This window comes from Psychrobacter sp. CMS30, from assembly GCF_904846565.1.
Classification (GTDB): domain Bacteria; phylum Pseudomonadota; class Gammaproteobacteria; order Pseudomonadales; family Moraxellaceae; genus Psychrobacter; species Psychrobacter maritimus.
In genome coordinates, this window is record NZ_CAJHBF010000001.1 from 110,810 (window position 1) to 134,498 (window position 23,689).

General features: G+C 45.0%; 20 protein-coding genes. 4 read left to right on the forward strand and 16 right to left on the reverse strand.

All coding sequences use genetic code 11. From position 1 onward, the window contains the following. The first annotated feature begins 49 nt into the window (after positions 1-49). Positions 50-349 carry a DUF4298 domain-containing protein gene (locus tag JMX94_RS00460; RefSeq protein WP_201562271.1) on the forward strand — a complete coding sequence of 100 codons (300 nt, stop codon included), beginning with the start codon at positions 50-52 and terminating at the stop codon, positions 347-349. A gap of 8 nt (positions 350-357) precedes the next feature. Here JMX94_RS00460 and JMX94_RS00465 read toward each other — a convergent pair whose 3' ends face one another. Continuing rightward, complete coding sequence (locus JMX94_RS00465; RefSeq protein ID WP_201562443.1) at positions 358-1,161, reverse strand: sulfite exporter TauE/SafE family protein; 804 nt, start codon at positions 1,159-1,161, stop codon at positions 358-360. Positions 1,162-1,339: 178 nt separating this feature from the next. Between JMX94_RS00465 and JMX94_RS00470 the strand changes: the two genes are divergently transcribed. Beyond that, positions 1,340-2,290, forward strand: a complete 951-nt coding sequence (locus tag JMX94_RS00470; RefSeq protein WP_201562273.1) for a biotin--[acetyl-CoA-carboxylase] ligase — start codon at positions 1,340-1,342, stop codon at positions 2,288-2,290. A gap of 37 nt (positions 2,291-2,327) precedes the next feature. After that, positions 2,328-3,056: a pantothenate kinase gene (locus tag JMX94_RS00475; protein ID WP_201562275.1), complete on the forward strand. Its 729-nt coding sequence runs from the start codon at positions 2,328-2,330 to the stop codon at positions 3,054-3,056. 375 nt (positions 3,057-3,431) lie between these two features. Here JMX94_RS00475 and JMX94_RS00480 read toward each other — a convergent pair whose 3' ends face one another. The 11 genes from JMX94_RS00480 to JMX94_RS00530 all read right to left on the reverse strand — a co-directional run bounded on the left by JMX94_RS00480 (position 3,432) and on the right by JMX94_RS00530 (position 17,728). Next, on the reverse strand, positions 3,432-4,619 hold the full coding sequence (locus tag JMX94_RS00480; RefSeq protein WP_201562277.1) for an isovaleryl-CoA dehydrogenase: 1,188 nt from the start codon (positions 4,617-4,619) through the stop codon (positions 3,432-3,434). A gap of 79 nt (positions 4,620-4,698) precedes the next feature. Next, positions 4,699-5,619: a hydroxymethylglutaryl-CoA lyase gene (locus JMX94_RS00485; RefSeq protein ID WP_201562279.1), complete on the reverse strand. Its 921-nt coding sequence runs from the start codon at positions 5,617-5,619 to the stop codon at positions 4,699-4,701. Positions 5,620-5,655: 36 nt separating this feature from the next. Further along, positions 5,656-7,773 (reverse strand): acetyl/propionyl/methylcrotonyl-CoA carboxylase subunit alpha, encoded by a 2,118-nt coding sequence (locus tag JMX94_RS00490; protein ID WP_201562281.1) that lies wholly within the window; start codon positions 7,771-7,773, stop codon positions 5,656-5,658. A gap of 169 nt (positions 7,774-7,942) precedes the next feature. Continuing rightward, positions 7,943-8,737 (reverse strand): enoyl-CoA hydratase/isomerase family protein, encoded by a 795-nt coding sequence (locus JMX94_RS00495; protein WP_201562283.1) that lies wholly within the window; start codon positions 8,735-8,737, stop codon positions 7,943-7,945. A gap of 251 nt (positions 8,738-8,988) precedes the next feature. Further along, positions 8,989-10,599: a carboxyl transferase domain-containing protein gene (locus JMX94_RS00500; RefSeq protein ID WP_201562285.1), complete on the reverse strand. Its 1,611-nt coding sequence runs from the start codon at positions 10,597-10,599 to the stop codon at positions 8,989-8,991. A 144-nt stretch (positions 10,600-10,743) separates the two neighbouring features. Then, the gene (locus tag JMX94_RS00505; protein ID WP_201562287.1) at positions 10,744-12,498 is read right to left on the reverse strand and encodes an AMP-binding protein; all 1,755 of its coding nucleotides are present in this window, start codon (positions 12,496-12,498) and stop codon (positions 10,744-10,746) included. Positions 12,499-12,828: 330 nt separating this feature from the next. Next, positions 12,829-14,061, reverse strand: a complete 1,233-nt coding sequence (locus JMX94_RS00510; protein WP_201562289.1) for an FAD-dependent oxidoreductase — start codon at positions 14,059-14,061, stop codon at positions 12,829-12,831. Positions 14,062-14,311: 250 nt separating this feature from the next. After that, entirely contained in the window at positions 14,312-15,094 is a 783-nt protein-coding gene (locus JMX94_RS00515; RefSeq protein WP_201562444.1) for an amino acid ABC transporter ATP-binding protein, read from the reverse strand. A gap of 140 nt (positions 15,095-15,234) precedes the next feature. Next, a complete protein-coding gene (locus JMX94_RS00520; RefSeq protein ID WP_183619868.1) occupies positions 15,235-15,906 on the reverse strand; it encodes an ABC transporter permease subunit in 672 nt (223 codons plus the stop codon). Continuing rightward, entirely contained in the window at positions 15,903-16,649 is a 747-nt protein-coding gene (locus JMX94_RS00525; protein WP_183619867.1) for an amino acid ABC transporter permease, read from the reverse strand. The genes JMX94_RS00520 and JMX94_RS00525 overlap by 4 nt, the downstream gene beginning before the upstream one ends. 95 nt (positions 16,650-16,744) lie before the next feature. Next, the gene (locus tag JMX94_RS00530; protein WP_201562291.1) at positions 16,745-17,728 is read right to left on the reverse strand and encodes a glutamate/aspartate ABC transporter substrate-binding protein; all 984 of its coding nucleotides are present in this window, start codon (positions 17,726-17,728) and stop codon (positions 16,745-16,747) included. A 408-nt stretch (positions 17,729-18,136) separates the two neighbouring features. Here JMX94_RS00530 and JMX94_RS00535 point away from each other — a divergent pair, with 408 nt between their 5' ends. Beyond that, positions 18,137-19,117: an Hsp33 family molecular chaperone HslO gene (locus JMX94_RS00535; protein WP_201562293.1), complete on the forward strand. Its 981-nt coding sequence runs from the start codon at positions 18,137-18,139 to the stop codon at positions 19,115-19,117. A 146-nt stretch (positions 19,118-19,263) separates the two neighbouring features. Here the strand turns inward: JMX94_RS00535 and JMX94_RS00540 are convergent, their stop codons facing one another. The 4 genes from JMX94_RS00540 to JMX94_RS00555 form a co-directional block, all read right to left on the reverse strand. Continuing rightward, positions 19,264-20,730 carry an alpha/beta fold hydrolase gene (locus JMX94_RS00540; protein ID WP_201562295.1) on the reverse strand — a complete coding sequence of 489 codons (1,467 nt, stop codon included), beginning with the start codon at positions 20,728-20,730 and terminating at the stop codon, positions 19,264-19,266. A 358-nt stretch (positions 20,731-21,088) separates the two neighbouring features. Beyond that, positions 21,089-21,805, reverse strand: coding sequence for a fumarylacetoacetate hydrolase family protein (locus JMX94_RS00545; protein WP_201562297.1), 717 nt, complete (start codon positions 21,803-21,805; stop codon positions 21,089-21,091). Between the two features lie 63 nt (positions 21,806-21,868). Next, positions 21,869-22,594 (reverse strand): ABC transporter permease, encoded by a 726-nt coding sequence (locus tag JMX94_RS00550; protein WP_201562299.1) that lies wholly within the window; start codon positions 22,592-22,594, stop codon positions 21,869-21,871. Positions 22,595-22,606: 12 nt separating this feature from the next. Further along, complete coding sequence (locus JMX94_RS00555) at positions 22,607-23,356, reverse strand: ABC transporter permease (protein ID WP_201562301.1); 750 nt, start codon at positions 23,354-23,356, stop codon at positions 22,607-22,609. Positions 23,357-23,689 lie beyond the last annotated feature (333 nt).

The window sequence follows — 23,689 nt, forward strand, 5'->3', positions numbered from 1 at the left end:
CTTAAAATCAATATCATTAATCTAAACACTAAGAATTAAGAGAATTAAAATGACTAACTATAATCCGCAAGAACTACAACAAAAATATGAAGAATGGTGTGAGCTACATCGTAAACAGCTTGAGGCGCAGCAGCAGTTTTTGCAAGCTGAAACCTTGCTAAACGAGCTGAAAGATTACTATCTTAATCCGCAATGGATGGCGGATCGTGAAGCGGATCTGCCCATTGATCACTCAGGTAAAGAGCACTCAATCTTTAGCGAAGATGCGCTATGGAATATGCTCACTGATCGTGACGAGCTGGCACGACAGTGGATGCGTTTAGGGCTTGATGCGATTGATAAGAAATAAAAATCGCCCTAAATTACCCCAATTCCACTTAACAATAACTGCCCGCCAGCAAATAATAACAATATGCCAAAAGCACGCTTAAGCGTGAGCGCAGGTAATACATGAGCAAGCTTGGCACCAACTTTTGCCATCGCGAAACTAACGACGGAAATGCATAAAAATCCTGTGATATGGACAAAGCCTATTGTACCTTCAGGCAGATTGGCCACATCTTGACCAAACCATGCAAAGCCTGCCGCGCCAGCCAATGCAATCGGTAGCCCGCAAGCCGCTGAAGTGCCGACCGATTGTTTCATCGGTAGCCCTGCCCAGTTTAAAAACGGTACCGTCAAACTGCCACCACCAATCCCAAAAATAGACGATGCCATACCAATACCTGCTCCTGCGCCAAACTGTACACTAGCAGGCGGTAACGGCTTACCTAACTGCTCTTTGTTAGAAAAGAACAGCATCTTTAAAGCGACCAATAACGCGCCGACACCGATAATCGCTTGCAATACCTTACCGTCAATCATATCGGCAATGCCTGCCCCAACCAGACTACCGATAACCAAGCCCAATGCCATTTTTCGCCATACTTCCCAGCGTACACCGCCGCGCTTATTATGCGCAGTCAATGAGCTAATAGAAGTCACAACGATGGTCGCCAAGGAAGTGCCAATCGCCAAATGAGTCACCACTTCAGGTGAAAAATCATAAGCGGTAAAAATCCATACCAATGCTGGGACAATAATCATGCCGCCGCCGACGCCAAACAAACCTGCGCTGACGCCAGCAAACGCCCCTGCAATGACAAACCACACATACAACATCATAGTACTACCTTTTATAATGGTTATTTTTAGATGATAATAACCAGCGCCTGCGCGTCATTAGTATTCAAGTCGTGACAATTCTGCCGATGGCTGTCATTTTTAAAATTGCCTTAGTATATCAAATGCTATCTTAAAGACTCGATTAAACCTTATATGAACTACAGCGACTAAATTTATGCCGTTATCTATATCTATGCCGTCACCAGCCAATTATTCCGTCCATTTACCTGAACTTACCCATCGTCATGTGACCAGCAGCGCCTCTACCAATAGTGAGCTGATAGACGCTGTGCAAGATGCTACGCTGGACGCTACTGAGTTGCATCTATTAACGGCTGAGACCCAAAGCGCAGGACGCGGGCAGCGCGGTCGTTCATGGCAATCACCGCGCGGCAATGTCTATCTGTCGTTATATCATCCAGTACACATGCCCATTAGCGGTTTATTATCGTTAATTATCGGCGTCGAGTTGGCAAAAATGCCTATTATCCAAAGGTTAAATGAACAATTACGCGCGCAAGGTTTAACTCCTATTGGCGTAAAATGGGCCAATGATTTGGGCTTTTATAGAAATTCATCTGAAGCAGATAAAGCTGAACCAGACACGCAAATCATCCAATTTAATAAGCTTGCTGGTATTTTAATTGAACCCGTATGGAAGGCAGGAAAATTGGTCGGCGTGGTCATGGGCGTTGGATTGAATGTACAAGCCACGCCAAAGCTAACCGCGCAAACTTGTGAAGGCATGAGCTATCAAGCCATTAGCTTGCAAGATGTTTACGGCATGCTTGAATCAGATAACGCGTACAATTTACCAACCTTACAAACGCTTTATCAGCAAATTAGTAAAGCATTACTGGCGGCTATGACGCGCTTTGAGCACTTTGATATAGAAAGACCCACTGGGCATACCTATTATCTGGACAGCTTTTTGCAAGAGTTTGCAACGATGGATGCATTGGCGGGTCTGCGATTACGTGTCAGCCAAGACCATGATGATAAAGCGCATGTCATCACTGGTGACGCCTGCAGTATTGATACAAACGGCTGTTTGCAATTGCGTGAAGATAACGGTAAGATTTCTGCGCTTTTTACCGGGCGTATTGATGTGATTTGTGAGGCTTAAACCACATACTTAACGAGCACCATATAAAGGGATTTTTATGCTCTGGTTAGATCTTGGAAACACCCGTCTTAAATACTGGCTCACCGATGATATCGGGCAAATAGTCGCGCACGATGCCAAGCAGCATTTGCAAGCGCCGGCCGAATTACTCATGGGTCTGACCGATCGCTTTGAGCGTTATGCGCCCGACTTTATCGGTATCTCGTCGGTACTGGGTGACGAGTTGAACGTAAAAGTATCAGAAACGTTAAGTCGCCTAGATATTCCGTTTGAGTTTGTCCATGTTGATGCTGAACACCCATTGATGCGTAGCGCCTACAATGATGAGCAGCTCGGCTGCGATCGTTGGCTACAAATGCTGGGCGCAGTTGATAAGAAAAAGCGTCAATGTGTGATTGGCTGCGGTACAGCGGTGACGATTGATTTGATTGATCACGCTGAGCATTTAGGGGGTTATATTTTCCCAAGCATCTATCTGCAACGTGAATCCCTATTCTCTGGTACCAAGCAAATCACCATCTCTAACGGTACTTTTGATAGTGTCAGTCAGGGCACCACCACGCAAGATGCTGTCCATCGCGGGATATTATTGTCCATCGTTGGTGCGATCAATGAGATCAGTAACCGTCATCCAAACTTTGAAGTCATTATGACGGGTGGTGATGCAGCCATTATCGCGCAACATGTCAATCGCCCTGTACGCCTGCGCGATGATTTATTATTAAATGGTCTGGCACGCTATTTTGACCATAGTAAACAGACATAGTAATTTGAAAGATTTTATAAGATAGAAAATAGAAATAAAAAAAAGCAGTACGTTTTAAGCGTACTGCTTTTTTATGTCTATTAGATTTGAGACCAATACAGAGTGCTAAAGGGATTAGTTTTTCGTCGCCTCTGTCACGCCTGCGAACAGCACGCAAGAAAAATTTTGCCCATTAGCACGAGGATATTAATGTATAGTAGAATTACTTTAAAATCGAAACAGTGCGACTGGGATGAATTTTTCGTAGCCTCTGTGATAACAGCAAGCAAGGAAAATTTATACCAGTCGCACATAGCTATAACGTATCGCTTTTATTTTGAACTGACTATATCCATTTTATTTCGAATTTACTATCTAACGAATCCTCAATAATTTTTACTTGGTCTCGTTAAACAATTCACGACCAACTAACATACGGCGAATCTCACTGGTACCCGCGCCGATTTCATAGAGCTTGGCATCACGCCAGAAACGACCTAGCGGATACTCATTGGTATAGCCATTACCGCCAAAGATTTGAATGCCTTCACCTGCCATCCAAGTGGCTTTTTCGGCACACCATAAAATCACACTGGCACAATCTTTACGTACTTCTCGACTATGACCAGCACCGCGTTGATCTAACATGTCGAGATTTTTACCAACGGTGTATAAGAAGCTACGTCCCGCTTGCAGGATGGTATACATGTCCGCGACTTTACCTTGGATAAGCTGGAACTCACCAATCGCTTGACCAAATTGCTTACGATCATGGATGTACGGAACAACGTTATCCATCACCGCTTGCATAATGCCGATAGGACCAGCTGCTAATACCGCGCGCTCATAATCAAGACCGCTCATCAGTACTTTGACGCCTTCGTTTAGACCGCCTAAGATATTCTCTTTAGGGACTTCAACATTATTAAAGGTCATCTCACCAGTATGACTACCGCGCATGCCGAGCTTATCGAGCTTTTGTGCCGTACCAAAACCTTCCATGCCTTTTTCCACGATAAATGCCGTCATGCCTTTCGCACCCATCTCTGGATTGGTCTTAGCATAAACTATCATCACGTCCGCATCAGGACCATTGGTAATCCACATTTTGCTACCATTCAATACATAATGACCGTCTTTTTCTTCGGCTTTTAGCTTCATACTGACCACATCTGAGCCAGCGCCAGTTTCACTCATCGCCAGCGCACCAATGAATTCACCACTGATGAGTTTCGGCAGATATTTTTGCTTTTGTTCCTCTGAGCCATTACGTTTGATTTGGTTGATACATAGGTTTGAGTGCGCACCATAGCTCAGCGCTACAGAGGCAGAAGCACGGCTAATCTCTTCCATCGCGACCATATGGGCAACATAGCCCATGTTAGAGCCGCCGTACTCTTCAGGAACCGTGATGCCATGTAGACCTAAATCACCCATCTTTTGCCACAAATCCATTGGGAACTCATCGCTGCTGTCAATCTCAGCCGCACGTGGGGCGATTTCTTTCGCTGCAAACTGCTGCACCACATCACGTAATGCGTCGATATCTTCGCCAAGCTGAAAATTCAATCCAGGTAAACTCATAACTATTCCTTGTATTTTGATGTTTTAAATATTAAATGTTAATTTATTTTTAAAGCCATTATATTTTTAGCGCATTTAATTAGGACTGACGCTTATTGATCAACGCACGCGCCACGCTTGACCCATTGCGGCGACCTAGAAACTCACTAATACGCTCACCAGCCATGACCAACTTGTCTAAATCAATGCCAGTGTGAATGCCCATACCGTGCAGCATATAAACGACATCTTCAGTTGCGACATTACCCGTTGCGCCTTTGGCATACGGACAACCGCCAAGCCCCGCCACTGAGGTATCAAATTCGCTGACGCCCATTTGTAAGGCAGCCAAGGTATTGCTGACGGCTTGACCATAAGTATCATGAAAATGTCCTGATAGCATGCTGATATCAGCGTATTCCAGTGCGGCTTGTAGCGCGCGCTGTACTTTAAGCGGTGTACCAACACCAATCGTATCAGCAATACCGATCTGCTCTGAACCAATCTCAACCAAACGCTTAGTGACATAAGCCACTTGGCTGGGATCAATCTCGCCTTCATAAGGGCAACCGACCGTGCAAGAGATAACGCCTCGCACTTTGATACCTTTTGCTTTTGCAGCAGCGGCAACGGGTGCAAAACGCTCAATACTTTCATCGATACTGCAATTGATGTTTTTTTGACTAAAGGTCTCACTGGCTGAGCCAAAAATTACGATTTCATCAGGACGGTGTACGATGGCATTTTCAAAACCACGCACATTGGGCACGAGTACCGAATAACAAACGTCGGCATGACGTGTGGGCTCTAAAGCTTCGAGCAGTGCGCTATTGTCGCCCATTTGCGGCACCCACTTTGGCGAGACAAAGCTGGTCGCTTCGAGTTTTTTGACGCCTGCTGCGATTAAATCGTTGATCAGCCTTTGTTTAACCGCAGTCGGTACCGTCATTGCTTCGTTTTGCAAGCCATCACGTGGACTGACATCAACGATGGTGACGTGCTCTGGATACGAATGGCTCATGGTTATTATCCTTTCATTGTTCTTATACTTCAGTTCTTAAGCTTCGCTAGCTTCAGTATCGATACGCAGTAACTCATCACCATCAGCAACCGAGTCGCCCGCCGCAAATAATAACTCTGCTACCACACCATCAGTCGGCGCGGTAATGGTATGTTCAATTTTCATCGCTTCGATAACGGCGAGTGGCTCGCCTTTCTTCACGCTATCGCCGACAGCCACTTTGAAGGCAACGACCTGCCCTGGCATTGGTGACTTCAAACTACCGACCGCTGCAGACTCTTCGCCCACATGTGCCATAATATCAATTAGCGTAATCTCGTCCCGACCGCTATCTGTGAACACATAAACGGTCTCATTATGTACCCAACTTTGAGCACTAATACGTGCGCCTTCTAACCATAAAGTATGATTGTGTGCGTCACTGCTGGCGTAGCTGACTTCACTTTCATAAACACTCTCTGTCTGAGCGGCTACATTGACATTATCTTGAGTGTCGTTACTCGCGATCTCTTTTTCAATGACCAACGTAAAGCTGCTGGTATTTTCAGCACCCTTTTTACTATCAGAATAATGGGCATTGTGCCAATTGCTAATACGTGCTTGGTACGCTTGCTTATCATAAACCAAGCTAAACGATCTCGCATAAGCGTTATAAGCACGGAAACCAGTAGGCTTACTAAACGGATCTGTATCTTGTGCAATCCCTTCACTGGCAAGCTGCTGGGCGATGGCAGTCACAACAAGCGTCGATAACTCAAGCGGATGCTGGTTAAACAGCTCGTCCGCCTCACGCTCTATCAATGCGGTATCGAGGTTGGCTTTACTAAACGACTCGGTATTAAGAATGTAGCGCAAAAATGCCACGTTAGTTGGCAAACCAACGATGCGCGTTTGTCCCAATGCGCGATCAAGTTTCGCCAATGCTTGCTCGCGAGTGGGCGCATGAACGATAAGCTTAGCAATCATAGAGTCGTAGAACGGGCTAATGACATCGCCTTCGCGTACCCCATCATCGATACGTACATCGGTACCGCTTTTATTAATAACAAAGGTACTGTGCTCAGGCTTTTGATAAGTAAATAAAGTGCCTGTCGCTGGCAAAAAGCCATTGTCAGGGTTTTCTGCACAGATACGCGCTTCAATCGCATGACCATTGATCGTCAGCTCATCTTGCTGCTTAGGTAATGGCTGACCCGCGGCGACCAAGAGTTGCCACTCGACCAAATCGACACCAGTAATGGCTTCACTAACCGGATGCTCTACTTGAAGACGAGTATTCATTTCCATGAAATAAAAGTTCATAGAACCTTCACGCTGTTCAACGATAAATTCAACCGTGCCGGCACCGAAATAATTGACCGCACGCGCCGCTTCAATTGCCGCTGTTCCCATCGCTTCACGCATGGTAGCGTCAACACCCGGTGCCGGCGCTTCCTCTAATACCTTCTGATGGCGGCGTTGTACCGAGCAATCACGCTCAAACAGATGCACATAGTTGCCATGCGTATCACCAAATACTTGAATTTCGATATGGCGTGGCTTTAGAGCGTACTTTTCAATCAATACTTGATCATTGCCAAAACTGGTAATCGCTTCGCGGCGACAGGAGTCCAACAGGTCAATAAAATCGCTGCTCTGCTCAACGATACGCATGCCTTTACCGCCACCGCCCGCACTGGCTTTAATCAGTACTGGATAGCCAATGCTATCCGCTTGCTGTTTTAAAAACTCGGCATCTTGATTGTCACCATGATAACCTGGTATCAGTGGCACGCCAGCGGCTTCCATCAAACGCTTGGACTCAGACTTGCCGCCCATCGCGCGAATCGCATCAGCGGATGGACCGATAAAGACCAAACCTGCATCCTGACAGGCTTGCGCAAAATCCGCGTTTTCACTTAAAAAACCATAACCGGGGTGAATCGCTTGTGCACCAGTCTCTTTAGCAATCGCAATGATAGCGTCGCCTTTAAGATAGCTGTCTTTGGGAGACGATCCGCCCAAATAAACCGCTTCATCACAGACAGCGACATGCTTGGCCTCACGGTCAGCATCAGAATAAACAGCGACGGTGCTTACACCCAGACGCTTGGCAGTCGCTGCAACACGGCAGGCAATTTCACCACGGTTGGCGATTAGAATTTTAGAAAACATAACTATCCCTGTGTCTTGTCGTTTTTGTCGTTTTTATCGTTTTTAACATTCGTTTGTGACATTAATAAATAATAATAAAAATATAGGCTGATATTCACGTGTGACTGTTTTAAAAAAAATGGCATCTGCTGTTAACTTAACGTCAATTTAGCAAAAGTCTCTTCTATTATTAATCTGCTGTCAGCCAATCAGGCTTCCTTTTTTGCAGAAACGCTTGTACGCCTTCTTTACCTTGCTCTGATGAACGAATATCAGCAATGCCTTTTACCGTATCGGCAATCAATTCATTGGTAATGGGTGCGCCCGCCACTTCATGCAATAAACGTTTGCAAGTCTTAACCGCATCCGGGCTGTTTTTGACCACTTTGGCGCAGAACGTGGCTACCTCATCATTAAGCGCTTCTTCGCTGACGCGCTCATGGATCAAGCCCAGTTGCTGAGCTTTTTTGGCATCAAAAACTTCTGCACTTAAGAAATAGCGCTGTGATGCGCGAGCACCTAGCGCCTTAATAACATAAGGGCTAATCGTTGCAGGAGCCAATCCCAAACGTACTTCGCTTAGGCAAAAGTTCGCAATTTTAACCGCGATGGCTACATCGCAAACGGCTACTAAACCCATACCACCTGCATAGACATCCCCTTGAATAGCGGCAACCGTTGGTTTGGGGCATTCATAAATGGTCTTAAGCATTTGCGCGAGTTTATCAGCGTCTGCTAGGTTCTCTTCATAGCTATAATCTGCCATCGCACGCATCCAATTAAGATCCGCACCAGCACAAAACGCTTTACCAGCAGCCGCTAGCACAATGACTCGGACATTATCATCAGTGCCAAGCTTGTTAAATACATCCGTTAATTCGGCAATCATTTCATCATTAAAAGCATTACGTATTTCAGGGCGGTTTAATGTTACCGTAGCCACGTGCTGCTCAATATCGACCAATAGGCTTTTATAATTATTCATATAGGATTATCTCAATGTTTTGTAGTAACTTTTGCATGTCTTTTTTTACGGATAATTTTGTGTAATGTTTTTTTACTTCTAACACCATCATTCTATCTTCGAAAAGAAATGGGTGACTGGTAGAAATTTTTGTAGCCTCTGTCGGCGTAGGCACAGCACGCAAGAAAGTTTTTACCAGTCACGTGCTGACCTTAGTAATACAGTCTATTTTGTAAACTAAAGCACTCACTCATCAAAAGTAGAATACCAATCTACATTCTAAAGACACCATAAGTAGTTTCTTCAATCGGTGCGTTATAAGCAGCGCTCAAACCTAACGCCAGTACGTTACGAGTATCGGCAGGATCAATCACTCCATCATCCCAGAGACGCGCCGTTGCATAATATGGATGACCTTGCTCTTCGTACATATCGAGAATCGGCGCTTTAAATGCGGCTTCATCTTCCGCACTCCACTCCTCGCCTTTACGGTCAAAATTGTCACGCTTGACGGTCGCCAATACCGAGGCTGCTTGCTCACCGCCCATCACAGAGATACGCGCATTTGGCCACATCCATAAGAAGCGTGGACTATAAGCACGGCCACACATGCCGTAGTTACCGGCACCGAATGAGCCACCGACAATGACGGTAAACTTCGGCACTTTGGCGTTTGCAACCGCCATCACCATCTTGGCACCATGACGAGCAATACCTTCGTTTTCATATTTACGACCAACCATAAAGCCGGTGATGTTTTGCAGGAATATCAATGGGATTTTACGCTTACAACATAGCTCAATAAAGTGTGTGCCTTTTTGCGCCGACTCACTAAACAAGATGCCGTTGTTGGCAATAATACCGACTGGCATACCTTCGATATGAGCGAAACCACAAACCAGCGTGGTACCAAAGCGCGCTTTAAATTCATCAAAGGCACTATCATCGACGATACGAGCGATGATTTCTTTGATATCAAAGGGTTTGCGCTTATCCGTTGGAATGACGCCGTATAGCTCTTTGGCATCATAGCGTGGTGGAAGCGGTTTGATTTGATTCGGAATTTGCTTAGCAGGACGATTGAGATGACTGACGATATTACGCGCAATCGATAGTGCATGAGTATCGTTTTGCGCCAAGTGATCGACCACCCCTGACAGACGCGTATGCACATCGCCGCCGCCCAAGTCTTCAGCGGTGACCTCTTCGCCAGTTGCTGCCTTTACCAATGGCGGACCACCCAAAAAGATGGTGCCTTGGTCTTTAACAATAATAGACTCATCACTCATCGCCGGCACGTAAGCACCGCCCGCCGTACAGCTACCCATAACCACTGCAATCTGTGGAATGCCCGCAGCACTCATATTCGCCTGATTAAAAAAGATACGGCCAAAGTGCTCTTTATCTGGGAATACGTCATCTTGGTTGGGTAAGTTAGCGCCGCCTGAATCCACCAAATATACACAAGGTAAGTTGTTTTCTTGCGCAATTTCTTGCGCACGTAGGTGTTTTTTGACCGTCATTGGGTAATAAGTTCCGCCTTTTACCGTGGCATCATTACAGACAATCATACACTCAGTGCCGTTAATGCGACCGATACCAGCAATCACGCCAGCAGCTGGAATATCTTCGCCATACATATCGTGCGCTGCCATCGGAGCGACTTCTAAAAATGGCGTGCCGACATCAAGCAAACGCTCGACACGCTCGCGAGGTAGTAGCTTACCACGTGCTAGATGCTTAGCTCGCGCACGCTCTGAACCGCCTTGAACGACTTTACGCAAGTGCACATATAGGTCATCGACTACCACTTGCATAGCGGCACTGTTTTGCTGAAATTCAGCAGCGTTTGGACTCAGTTTACTGGTTATGATAGCGCTCATGATATCCCTTTTCTTTGATGCGTAAATGCGAGTAGCTTTTTATGTTATGCGAGTTATTTTAACTGTTGTTTATTTTAAGCGTTACTCACATGATTAATCCGTGATTTTCAGGTCTGGTTATTTCATACCTGACAAGCAAGCTTACTATAAGCCTAGCTCTTCTTTCATTTGTTCGATAATTTTATACTTTTGAATTTTGCCAGTGATGGTCATCGGGTATTCGGTCACAAAACGGTAGTAAGTCGGCACTTTATAATGAGCGATATGCTCGCTACAGAACTGGCGCACTTCTTCTTCAGTCAGGCAGTCAGGCTCTTTAGGAATAATCCATGCAGCCAGTACTTCACCATAACGCTCATCTGGGATACCAACGATTTGCACATCACGAATCTTTGGATGACGATAAAGATAGTTTTCAATCTCAACTGGATAAATATTTTCACCGCCACGAATGACCATGTCTTTACTACGACCAACGATTTTGACATAACCATCTTCATCCATGGTGGCCAAATCACCGGTATGCATCCAACCATCTTGAATGGCTTCGCGGGTTTTAAAGCGACTGCCCCAATAGCCTTTCATCACTGAATAACCACGGGTCAGTAGCTCGCCAGTTTCACCTAAGGGTACAATCTCGCCCGTTTCGGTATCGACGACCTTGACTTCAAGCGCAGGCTGCACCAAACCAACGGTCGATACTTGCTTCTCAAGCGGCGTATGCTCATTGGTCTGGCAGGAAACGGGACTGGTCTCAGTCATGCCATAAGCAATGGTAACCTCACTCATATGCATCTTATCAATGACGCGGCGCATGACTTCAATCGGACAGCTAGAGCCGGCCATAATCCCAGTACGCAAGGTCGATAAATCAAAGTTTTCAAATTCAGGGTGGTCAAGCTCGGCGATAAACATCGTTGGCACGCCATGCAAACCAGTACATTTTTCTTCTTCGACGGCTTGCAGGACTGACAATGGCTCAAAGCCATCGTTAGGATAGACGATACAACCGCCATGCGTCAGAATCGCTAAGTTGCCGAGCACCATACCGAAGCAATGGTATAGCGGTACTGGAATACACAGTCTGTCTTCCTCAGTGAGATTCATGGCCTCACCGATAAAGTAGCCGTTATTGAGGATATTGCGATGGCTTAACGTCGCACCTTTGGGCGTACCGGTCGTGCCACTGGTAAATTGGACATTAATAGCATCGGTGTTTTTAAGCTGCGCTTGACGCTCAGCAACCCGTGGATCATTGGCATCGCCTTCCGCCATCCACGCAGAGAACTTCTGCATAAAGCCAAACTCTTCATCAGAGTCTGGCTCATCAATCCAAATGATGCGTTCAATGGTTGGAATCTCGACCAAATCAAGCTGGGTATAATCTTTATGATAAATCTCAGGACACAGCTCACGGATTAGACTGGCATAATCACTGCTTTTAAAATGGCGCATGAGCACGAGTGCTGAGCAGCCCAATTTATTTAAGGCATATTGCAGCTCAAAGGTACGATAGGCAGGATTGATATTGACGAGGATAACGCCGACTTTCGCGGTTGCTAGTTGCATCAAAAGCCATTCAGCATTGTTGTGCGACCAGATACCGATGCGATCACCAATCTCGAGTCCCATCTCAATCATGCTACTAGCCAGCTGATTGACATGCTGTTGTAGCTCACGATACGTCCAGCGGATATTTTGATGGCGTACAACCAGTGCTTCGCGCTCAGGATATTTGGAGACAATCGCATCAAAAAAATCACCAATGGTTGCCTCAATCAGCGGCACATCAGGACCTTTATCATAGCTTTGGGTAAGTGGCGCATTTGCTGAGCGTGCACCCATATTGATGCTGGGGATATTATTTAGAATGGTATCGAAGTCAGAAACTTGAGTCATAACGAGTCCTTTCGTTTTACTTATTGTGGTGCTAATGAGTCGCCTGTCACCCATTCATTGTTCCTTGAACAGGTCTTGACGAGCGTTAGCTACTATACCGCCTTAAATCGAAGGCTGTCAATAATAGTAATACAATATGTATCATTTAATTAGTTACTAAAAATAACCGCTGAGTAAAAGATAGCATAAAAGCATGACAAATATTTGACCCAAAAAAGCCAGTTATGCATTTGCTGCATAACTGGCTTTTTGATGAGAGTTAATTTTTAAACCTATTATTAGAATTAGACTACAAATTCTAGATTTAGATAATATTTAGCCCTCTAACGATTAGGCTTTAACCATGGGCGGCGCTTTAATCGTTACCGTCGCGCTGACTTCATTATTCTCATCAAGCAATTCCATAATAAGCTTATCCTCAGTTTCAGTGATTACTTGCCAATTACCAGCAGCTTGCGGTACGCCCGTTGCCATCACCGATATCGCTTTATTTTTTAAGCGAATCATCGGCGGCTTATGCTCATAACCGCCGTGTTCGTGACCCAAGATATCATCAGCAATCGTTGCTGCCTGCGCGCGCAGTGGCGCGACATAGCGGCAAGCGACGCCATTGATAGACATGCAGTCGCCAATCGCATAAATATTATCAGTATTGGTACGCAGCGTTGGCGCATCGACTACGATACCGGTGCGGCGATTGAACTCGACCCCAGCAGCTGCTGGCAATTTATCATCAACCGTCAAGCCCGTACTGGCAATCACATGGTCAACGATTAGTGGTTCAAGAGTCTGAGCTGTATCACTGTCGGTTGCTGCTACGACTGGCTCATAGCTGACTTGCAATTTACTGTCATTATTACGCATGACATTAGATACTTGATAACCGCCTAAAAAATTAATGCCCTGCGACTGCACTGCTTTGGCAATACGAGCTGTCGCTTGTGGCGGCAGCATTTGCGATAGCGGCGCGTCATTTAAATCAATCAACGTAACCTTGTGACCGGCTTTTAATAAGTCTTCGGCAATCTCAGTACCAACCATACCAGCACCGACAATAGCGACATGCTGACTGCCAGCTGCGAGCTGCTCTTGTAATTGCCCAAAGCGCTCGATATGGTTGACATGCCAAACCAAATCCTCTGGTAAGCTTGATGGAAAGATAGGATGCGCACCCATCGCCAGTACCAATTTCTCATAGCTGATAGTGGCGTAATTGGTATAAACAGGGTCTGAGCGCAGCGCCGAGATAAGCTGTATGGTTTGAGCAGTAGCGTCAATATCCGTCACTTGCGTATTGGCAAGTAAGGTAATATTCGCCGCCTCTGCAGCCTCGCTACCCGTTGCCCGCACCAAATCGGCGGCGCTTTTCTGTTGGCTGATTGCCATGGTTAGCATAGGTTTATGATAACGGTCGCCATTATCAGAGGTGATTAAGGTAATCGGAATGTCTTTATCCTTTGCACGAATAGCATCAATCACGTGCCATCCTGCCAAGCCTGCACCAATAATCACAATACCTTTAGATGCGTTACTTGCCGCTACTGTTGGATTTTCTACACTCATATTAGCTCCAATATTATGAATTATTTTAATTTTTAACATATTGACCATTATTGTATCAGTAAACAGCCATTCACTCACCTATTCCAGTATGTAACTACCTAGCTACGTAGCTAGGTAGCCGCTAATGTAGTCATTTGCATCAACATCATCATCGAATATATCAATATAGGATATGCTACGGGCATAAAAAAGCGCCTATAAATAGACGCTTTGGATGATGTAAATCTGAATGATATTTTTAATAATACCTTTAATGATTAAGAATTTTAGATAAGAACATTTGCGCGCGGTCACTTTTTGCGCCTTCAAAAAACTCATCTTTACTACAGTTTTCAACAATATGCCCTTCATCCATAAAGATAATCCGATTGGCCACCTGACTGGCAAAACCCATTTCATGTGTCACGCACATCATGGTCATGCCATCACGGGTCAGCTCAACCATCACGTCAAGCACTTCTTGAATCATCTCTGGGTCAAGCGCGGAGGTTGGCTCGTCAAACAGCATCGCTACTGGATCCATCGCCAGCGCACGGGCAATAGCCACACGCTGCTGCTGACCACCGGACAATTCAGCGGGATACTTTGCCGCTTGCACCGTCAGCCCAACACGATCTAGATACGCCATAGCTTTTTTCTTAGCTTCGTCTTCTTTACGACCCAATACCTTGATTTGTGCCACCATCAGATTATCAATAATGGTCAGATGTGGAAACAATTCAAAATGCTGGAATACCATTCCAACACTGCTGCGCAATTTGGGTAAATTGGTCTTTGATGCGCCAACCGAGATACCGTTGACCATGATGTTACCTTTTTGAAACGGCTCGAGACCATTGACGGTTTTTATCAAAGTAGATTTACCACTACCCGATGGGCCACAAACCACGACCACATCACCTTTATGCACATGAGCGCTACAGTCAGTTAGCACTTGAAAGTCGCCATACCATTTACTGACATTAGACATCTCAATGACTATCTCATCGCTCGCATGCCCATTATCAGTGACCAGTCCGCCAAATTTATTCATATACGTGTCAGCATTATTTACCACTGGCTCATTCATCACTGGCTCCTAACCACATTACTTTCGATAATATTTATTAAATTAAAGTCTTAATCTTAATCTTAATCTTAATCTTAATCTTAAAATACTGCGTTAAATTCACCTTAAAACCTGAGGCGTTTTTGCAGTTGCTGTACGCCGATAGAGGCACTTAAGCTGATGATAAAATAAATAGCCCCTGCACCTAAAATATAAGGCGTTAATAGCCCCATCAGCTCACCACGGACGTAAGCGGCACGGAAGAAATCGGTCAGACCAATGGCAAATACCAACGTCGTATCTTGGAATAAAATAATACATTGCTGCAAAATCAGCGGTAGCATTTTACGAAAGGCTTGCGGCAAGATAACCAAACGCATCGTTTGCCCATAAGTCATACCTAGCGCTTTTGCCGCATTAACCTGCCCGCTACCAATCGATTGAATACCAGCCCGCACCACCTCTGAGAAGTACGCTGCTTCAAACATCATAAAGGCGACGACACACGAGGTAAACGCGGTATCGAGTTGCAGATACTTACCCGCTATCCAAAAATAAATCATCGGTACGGCAAAATAAAACCATAGCAGCACCAATAGTAACGGTACTGAGCGGAAGTAGTTAACGTATAATTTGGCAGGAATTTCTAGCGCTTTGATACCCGATAGGCGCATCAAGGCCAGTACCGTTCCTAAGCTGATGCCACCTAAGATAGCGAGAAACAATACCTTTAAAGTGGTCAGCATGCCGCCCATCAAACCGGGATAAGCGGTAGCAAGTTCGGTCATCATATTCATTTTTGACCTCCTGCAATCAGCCCGGGCACACGTAATTTACGTTCTATCAAACCCATAATAGCAATCAAGGACAGATTGAAGACCAGATAAATAATGGTCGCATAAGTATAAATCTCGAGGCTGTTTTGGGTATATTCACTGATGGTTTTGGTTTGGCTAATCAGCTCCATCACCCCAACGAGGGATGCTACTGAAGCATTTTTAAAGCAGTTGGTCAGCTCCGAGCTGAGTGGTGGCAGGATAATTCGAAACGCTTGCGGTAATAGCACTTCTTTATAAGCCTGCGGAATCGTAAAGCCAAGCGCATAAGCGGCATTGACTTGCCCTTCAGGGAGCGATTCGATACCAGTACGCACTTGTTCGACGATACGCGCCGCGGTAAATAACCCTAGACCAATACTTGCTGACAGCATGGCTGAGGTATTGGGAGATAAGTCTTTATACCACCAGTCCTGTATCGCGGGCGTCAGCCAACCGGGGGCAATATAAAACCAAAAGAATAATTGTACGAGAAGTGGAATATTACGAAAAAACGTCACATAGGCGGTACCGATGCTACGGGCAGCCTTATTCGGTAAGGTGCGCATGATGCCAAAAATAGTACCAACGACCATGGCAATAGCCCAAGCAATACTGCCAATCAATAACAGCCAGCCTAGACCTGTAATCATCCAATGGATATAAAGCTCGTTACCGATACCGGTCTGCTCAAAGAGCACACCCCAGTTCCAGCTATAATTCATGATTGTCTCTCCAAGCAGCGATTGAAAAGCTAACGCGCCCGATTGACATTGCTATCAATCTGAGCGCGTAAGCAAGCTATGTTGAGGGACAATAATTACTGTGCTGTCGCGACTTTTGGCTGAGCGCTATCATGTGGATTGGCAATCAAAGCTTTTAGATTGTCTGACATCTCAAAGTTTAGATTGACATTTTTTGGTGGGATTGGGTTTAAGAACCATTTGTCATAAATGCTATTAATCTCACCTGAGCTAAAGACATTGGCAAGCGCTTCATCGACCACCGCTTTAAATTCAGGGTCGTCTTTACGCATCATACAACCATAAATCTCAAACGATTGCGGTGTACCAACAATAACCCAGTCATCAGGATTTTTTGCTTTGGCTTTTTCGCCCGCAAGCAACACATCATCCATCATAAAGGCATCAGCGCGACCATTTTCTAACATCAAGAAGCCTTCGCCATGGTCTTTTGCTGAGATGATATTGGTATTCATTTTCTTATCATCATTGTACTGGCGGATGTAACGCTCTGAGGTCGTACCGGCGGTAGTGACCAAAGTTTTACCTTTTAGGTCTTCAAAGTCTTGGATACCTGAGTCTTTTTTGGTCAATAAACGCGTGCCAATTTCAAAGAAACCGTTTGAGAAGGCCACTTGTTTTTGGCGCTCTTCGTTATTGGTCGTTGAACCACATTCAAAGTCGACCGTGCCGTTTTGTACCAAAGGAATACGAGTTTGCGAGGTGATCAGGTTATAACGAATTTTTAGATCAGGCATATTCAGTTTTTCTTTTACCGCTTCAACCACTTTCATCTCTAAGTCATGGGCATAGCCAATCGGCTGATTTGGGTCATCAGCGATGTAAGAGAACGGAATAGAAGAATCACGGTGACCGACCACGATAGTGCCTGAATTTTTGATTTTTTGTAGCGTGCCGTTGGCATTTGCGGCCGCTTCTGTCGTAGTCGCCCCATCTGCTGGCGTCGCTTCAGTGTTGGTTTGATTGCTATTATTACAACCCGCCAAACCAAGTGCCATAAAGGCAGCCAAAGTTAAGGGTTTAGAGATTAAGTAGGTCATGAGATACATCCTTTTATCACATTATCACAAAATTAAGAGGGGACTTTGGCGTTGTGTAAGCCATTGCTCGACTTTATGTTGGTCATTAAATGACTTTTCCGCCATGCATCCATGCTGTTGCTGTTATTTATCACTATGCAACTTAATGTTACTGTACAACAATTTGAGCGGTGGGGGTAAACTTTTTTTAATAAGGGCGACTTGCAAAATACTTAAGCTTATCTATCTTAATAGATAGCCAATAAAACCACCACAAGCGTAGAAAATACTACAGGCTATTTAAGCGCTGAATACGAGCCTTTATTTTTAATAAATAACTTAAAATCAGCAAGCAATCTAAGCGCTATGATTGATAAATCATGATCAATCCCCATAAAGCTAACAACTTCTTAATACTACCTATGACCTATGACACAAGATACTCAAGCCCCAAATACTGAGAGCCAAGCGGTTGTTCAGCATCATGATAACGACGTACGCCAACGCTTTTTTATCGAAGATTCACCGGTGCGCGGCGATGTGGTGCGCCTATCACGCAGTTATGCAACGACGATTGCGCAAAAGCCTTACCCTGAAGCGATTAAGCGCTTATTGGGCGAGATGTTAACGGCAGCAAGTTTGCTAATCAGTACCGTTAAAATCAATGGTCGTTTATCGATTCAGTTGCAGTCATCAGACAGCGACAGCTTACTGAATTGGGCAATGGCTGAATGCGACCAAGATGGTATCATCCGTGCCCTTGCCAGCTGGAAAGGCGATACTGACGAGCAAGTGCAAGCGTGGGAAAATATGCGGCACGCCAAAGAAGCGTTTGCGGAATTGGGTGCTGCTGGTCAAGGCGTATTGTTTATCAATATCCAACCTGATGGCGGCGAGCCGTATCAAGGTATCGTTGAGCGTAGCCATGATAATTTGGCAGACTGCTTGGCGCATTATCAAAAGCAATCGGCGCAGATTCCAACGCTGATTAACTTAGCCTCTGATGGTTTGCAAGCGGGCGGTATCTTGGTACAAATGCTGCCTCGTACGGCTGAAGAAACCTATGAAGTCGAGCAAAACCAAGACGCTGGGATCGATGATGATTTGTGGACGCGCTTAAGTGTGCTCACGCGTACAGTGAAAGCAGAAGAGCTGACCACGCTTGATACCAACGAGATTCTTTATCGCTTATATAATGAAGAAAAAGTCGTCGCCCCTGACCCTGTGTCTTTATCGTTTGGCTGCACTTGCTCACGCGAGAAGTGTGAAATGGCCATCGAGCAAATCGGCGAAACTGAAGTTTTAGATATCGTTGAAGAGCAAGGCGGTACTTTTGAGATGGATTGCGGATTTTGCGGTGAAGTCTATAAATTTAATAAAGATGATGTGGCGGCGATTTTCGCTGAGTAGTCTTTAATTTTATTTGATTGTGCGTATTTGATTTTGCTTAATTCAAAAAAACCCTCAAGTGTCATGCTTGAGGGTTTTTGTTTTTTACTATTCCACATTTACGGCTCTAGGCTTATTAAAAGTGATATTAATAATTTAAAAAATGCTTAATCCGCAACTTCATCTATTTCTGGATAAGAGTAAATACGGTCCTCAAGCGCATATTTCGCTTCATGCGCATCGCCTTGGCGGTTAGCTACTAACCAAGCAATGATTTGCTGATGCACCCTATCGTTATAAATTAAATTCATATGATTGACACCATAAAAAATCGCTTTATGGCCCTCGGGCACATTCAATGTATGCTCTTCGGTATATTCGCCAAGCGCCGATTCTACCGAAACCAGCCCATCACCGAGCAAGCTTGTGGTCTTAGATTTATAATGCACCTCAACCATAGCCGCCGCGACCAGATAGGTATTTACATGCAAAGGTAAGCGCGTCGGATGGCGAAATTCTGCGGGCAGCACACTGCGCCCTTCAGCTGATTTCCAGTCCGCATCACGAATACTGCCATAACGTAAATCAATAATACCTGCACTGCGTAAGTCGCCTAACTTGGCTAATGAGCCTGCGAAAGGCAATTTAGCGATTTTATCTTGAACAAAATGACCAATCTGCTCCAAGCTTGCGCCATGATGCGGCGAGCCTAAAGTAATAAGATTGCCCACGCGTTCGACCCAGCTAAAACCTTGTTCTTTACCATAAAATAGCGCGCTACGACTCAGCAAACCGCCCATGCTATGGCCGATTAAATCAAGCTGGGTGATATCTGGATTATTCTCCACCAAATCTTGCAAAACTTTTGCAAAGCTACGCCCGTTACTCGAGATACGTCGACCGGTATTATAGTTCAAATACAAAACCGTGGTGTTTGGCAGCTTGCTACTCAGCGTTTCAGCCAGATTGCTCTCGTCAGCTACTTGCCAGCTTAAGTGACTCATACAAAGCCCGTGGCATAAAACAATCACCCGCCCTGACAGTGCATCGCTTTGCACGCGATTGTATTTATCGTATAGCACCATCGATACGGCCAATGGATTATGATGGGTGACAAGGTGATCGCCCATGACGCCGTTTAAAATATTAACCACGCGGCGTAAGTTTTTCGGCAACGGCTGTATTTTTTTGGGCTTTAAAACCGTGTTATAAAGCCGCATCCCTGTGGCGATATTATTGCCGACCATTTGCATCGCCTGACGTACCGTGCCATAAATGCGACCGGTGATACCGCGCTGCCAGTGCTCGAGATTGCCTTTATTAAAGCGCCCTAAAGGACGCAATAAAATCTCACGGTGGATAGCTTCTACAATATCCGTGACTTCAACCACGCCCATCGTAGCTAGCTGCGCCAAGCCTTCAAAGAAATCTACCAAGGATATGGGCTGATGCGGTTTGCTATAGCTGTTATCGACCGTTTCTGCGCTTAGCTCATCGACATAAATATATTCAAGTTTCGCCAACTCTTCATAGACATCGCCCTGAAAACCTTCGTCAGTATCCAATTCATCAGGGGGACGCCGAGTGGTAGCAAATAAATCATGAATGCTTTCTAAAGGTCTTGGTTTGAGCATAGTTTTGATACATCGAGCAATTAAGGAGATTTGCCATACTAGCCTGTAAATGCCATAAACAGAAGATAATGATTGAACTATCCCGTATCTTTATTGTCATAGCGGTTACAAGAGTATGAGTATAGATAGGACTTATCGTGTTTTTCTTAGTATTTTATTTAGCATTTTTTAGGTTGTTACTAAGTAAAATATACCATCATTATGCTCAATTTTTAACATAAAAAAACCCCAAATAGTATTTGGGGTTTTGATAGTGAATAGTGATTAGCAGTTTTGGCATTAAGAGCTTTGTCATTTAGAGATTTGTCATTGAAAGCATGGTCATTAATAAATTAACCATTAGCCGCTAACTGATAGCTTACTTCACTTCTGCCTGCCATTCATGAGCGCCCAGTTTTAAGCTCAATTGGTCGCCTGCTTGTAAGGCGCCAACACCACTTGGCGTGCCAGTCATAATCACATCACCTGCTTGCAAGCTAAAGGCGTGACTGATATTTACCAATAACTCATAAACAGGAAATAACATCAAGGCACTATCACCGTCTTGCTTGAGCGCATCATTAATAGTCAGCTGATAATGAATATCTGTGAAATCGCCAAATACTTGCGGGTCAAGCCAATCGCCAAGCACACAAGCGCCATCGAAGCATTTAGCGCGCTCCCATGGATGACCTTTTTCCTTCAGCTCAGCTTGTAGCTCACGCAAGGTCAAATCTAAGCCCAATGTTACGCCACCAATCGCTTGCTTGGCTTCTTCAATCGTTGCCGCTGATAAGTCTGCTGCTAATTGCACGCACAGCTCAGCTTCGTAATGAGTCTCGCCATATAGCGCTGGATTTGGACGTACAACGCCTTGACGGATAGACACCACCGAAGAGGCAGGCTTCATAAACAATATCGGTGCTTTAGGTACTTCATTGCCTAATTCTTCAGCATGCGCCGCATAGTTGCGACCGACGCAGACCACTTTACCGATAGACGCACGTAAATACTCATTGGCATCGTTAGCACTATTATCATCATTAACGCCCGCAGCAATCGCATCGGCTAAAGACATATGTGGTGATTGGCTCATATTAGATTCTCGCGGCAATTTATAAACATTTAGGAGTAGATTTTTATCTTATATTTACTATTACTAAGGAATCGTATTGGTAACCACATCGGGTGGTACGTAGCTGGCATGACGATTCATACGCTTTTCAAACAATCTAAAGCTAAACAAGATAACCCACGATAATAATAGATAAACCACACCGGCGGCAAAGAACAATTCCATCAAGGTATAAGTCCGCGCACTAATCGTACGAGCAACGCCCGTGATATCCATCAAAGCGATGGTTGATGCCAATGCACTACCTTTGAGCATAAAGATAACTTCATTACTGTAGGCTGGAATCACAATACCAAAGGCACGCGGTAAAGTAATGCGCGTCAGCTTCTGCCATTTTGACATGCCAATCGCATCGGCGGCTTCAAGCTCGCCCACAGGAATATTTTGGATAGCACCGCGAATAATTTCTGCCAAATAGGCACTGGTATTGAGGGTAAAGGCAATAATCGCACACCAGTAAGCTTGGCTAAGCACCGGCTCCCATAAGAACGAGTTACGTACCGCTTCAAACTGCCCAAGACCATAATAAATCAGGAATATCTGTACCAGTAGCGGCGTGCCACGGAAAAAGAAGATATATAAAAATGGTAAGACTTGCACCACCCAATTTTTGGACAACCGCAATAACGCCAAAATCAAACCAAAAAACAAGCCGATAATACCCGAGAACACGACTAGCTGTACGGTCAATACCGCGCCGTTGAGTAAATCAGGGATATGGTCAAAGATGACCTGCCAATTCCAATCCATAGTATCTCTCCTCTACCCTATGGTCGATTGACTTTGAGTGGTTTGATGGGGGCTAGTTTGACGGCTGAGCTTTTTGGCATAACGCGCCGCCGGATTGGCGCGCCATTCAAGCCACATCATAAAGCCGGTAATCAACATGGTCAGACCCAAATAAATAATCGCCGCTGCCATATAAAAAGTAAACGGCTGCTGTGTCGACTGCGCCGCACGCGAGGACTGATACATGATGTCTTTAAGACCGACAACCGAGACCAAGGCCGTATCTTTAAGCAATACCAAAAACAAATTGCCCAAACCCGGCAGCGCAATTTGCCATACTTGTGGCAAGGTAATACGATAAAAGGTCTGAAAAGGACGCATCCCAATCGCTTGCGCTGCTTCGCGTTGCCCTATTGGAATCTCTTGAATCGACATGCGAAAAATTTCAGTCGCATAAGCACCAAAAGCAATAGACAATGCCATCACCCCGCCCCAAAAAGCGCTAATCTCGACATAGTCGTTATAGCCGAACTTTTTGAGGATGCTCATCAGCACGATAGAGCCACCATAATAGATAAACAGCACCAATAGCAGCTCAGGAATCCCGCGCATCGTGGCGGTATAGACCGTCGCAAGCTTACGCAGCAGCCAGATATTAGACAGCTTTGCTGTGGCACCGAGCAAGCCTAAGAACATGCCGATGATCAGACTGGTCATGGCAAGTTTTATGGTGACGGTAGCGCCGCTTAGTAATAGCGCGCCAAATCCTTGTAAATCAAACACAATTATCCACTCAGTCTCTTTATATTAGCAATTTGCAAAATATGAGTTAAAAGAATCAGCATCAATAGCTGAGCGCTGCTGATAATCGTCTGCTAGATCAAATAGACCTTAGCCTTTTGCGTCATAGAGTGACGTCAGATAAATACGATTATTGCGGCGGTAATTGACACAGTAGAAATGAGCGCTGATTTTATCATATTCGCTGCCAGCTATGTTAATACTGACGCGTAAAAGCACGGTCTAAATAGGTGCTTATCAGCATAAATATCAAATAAATCAGTAAGATTTGATAAAACCCGACTGTTAATCACACTTAAAACGCAATGATTTGCT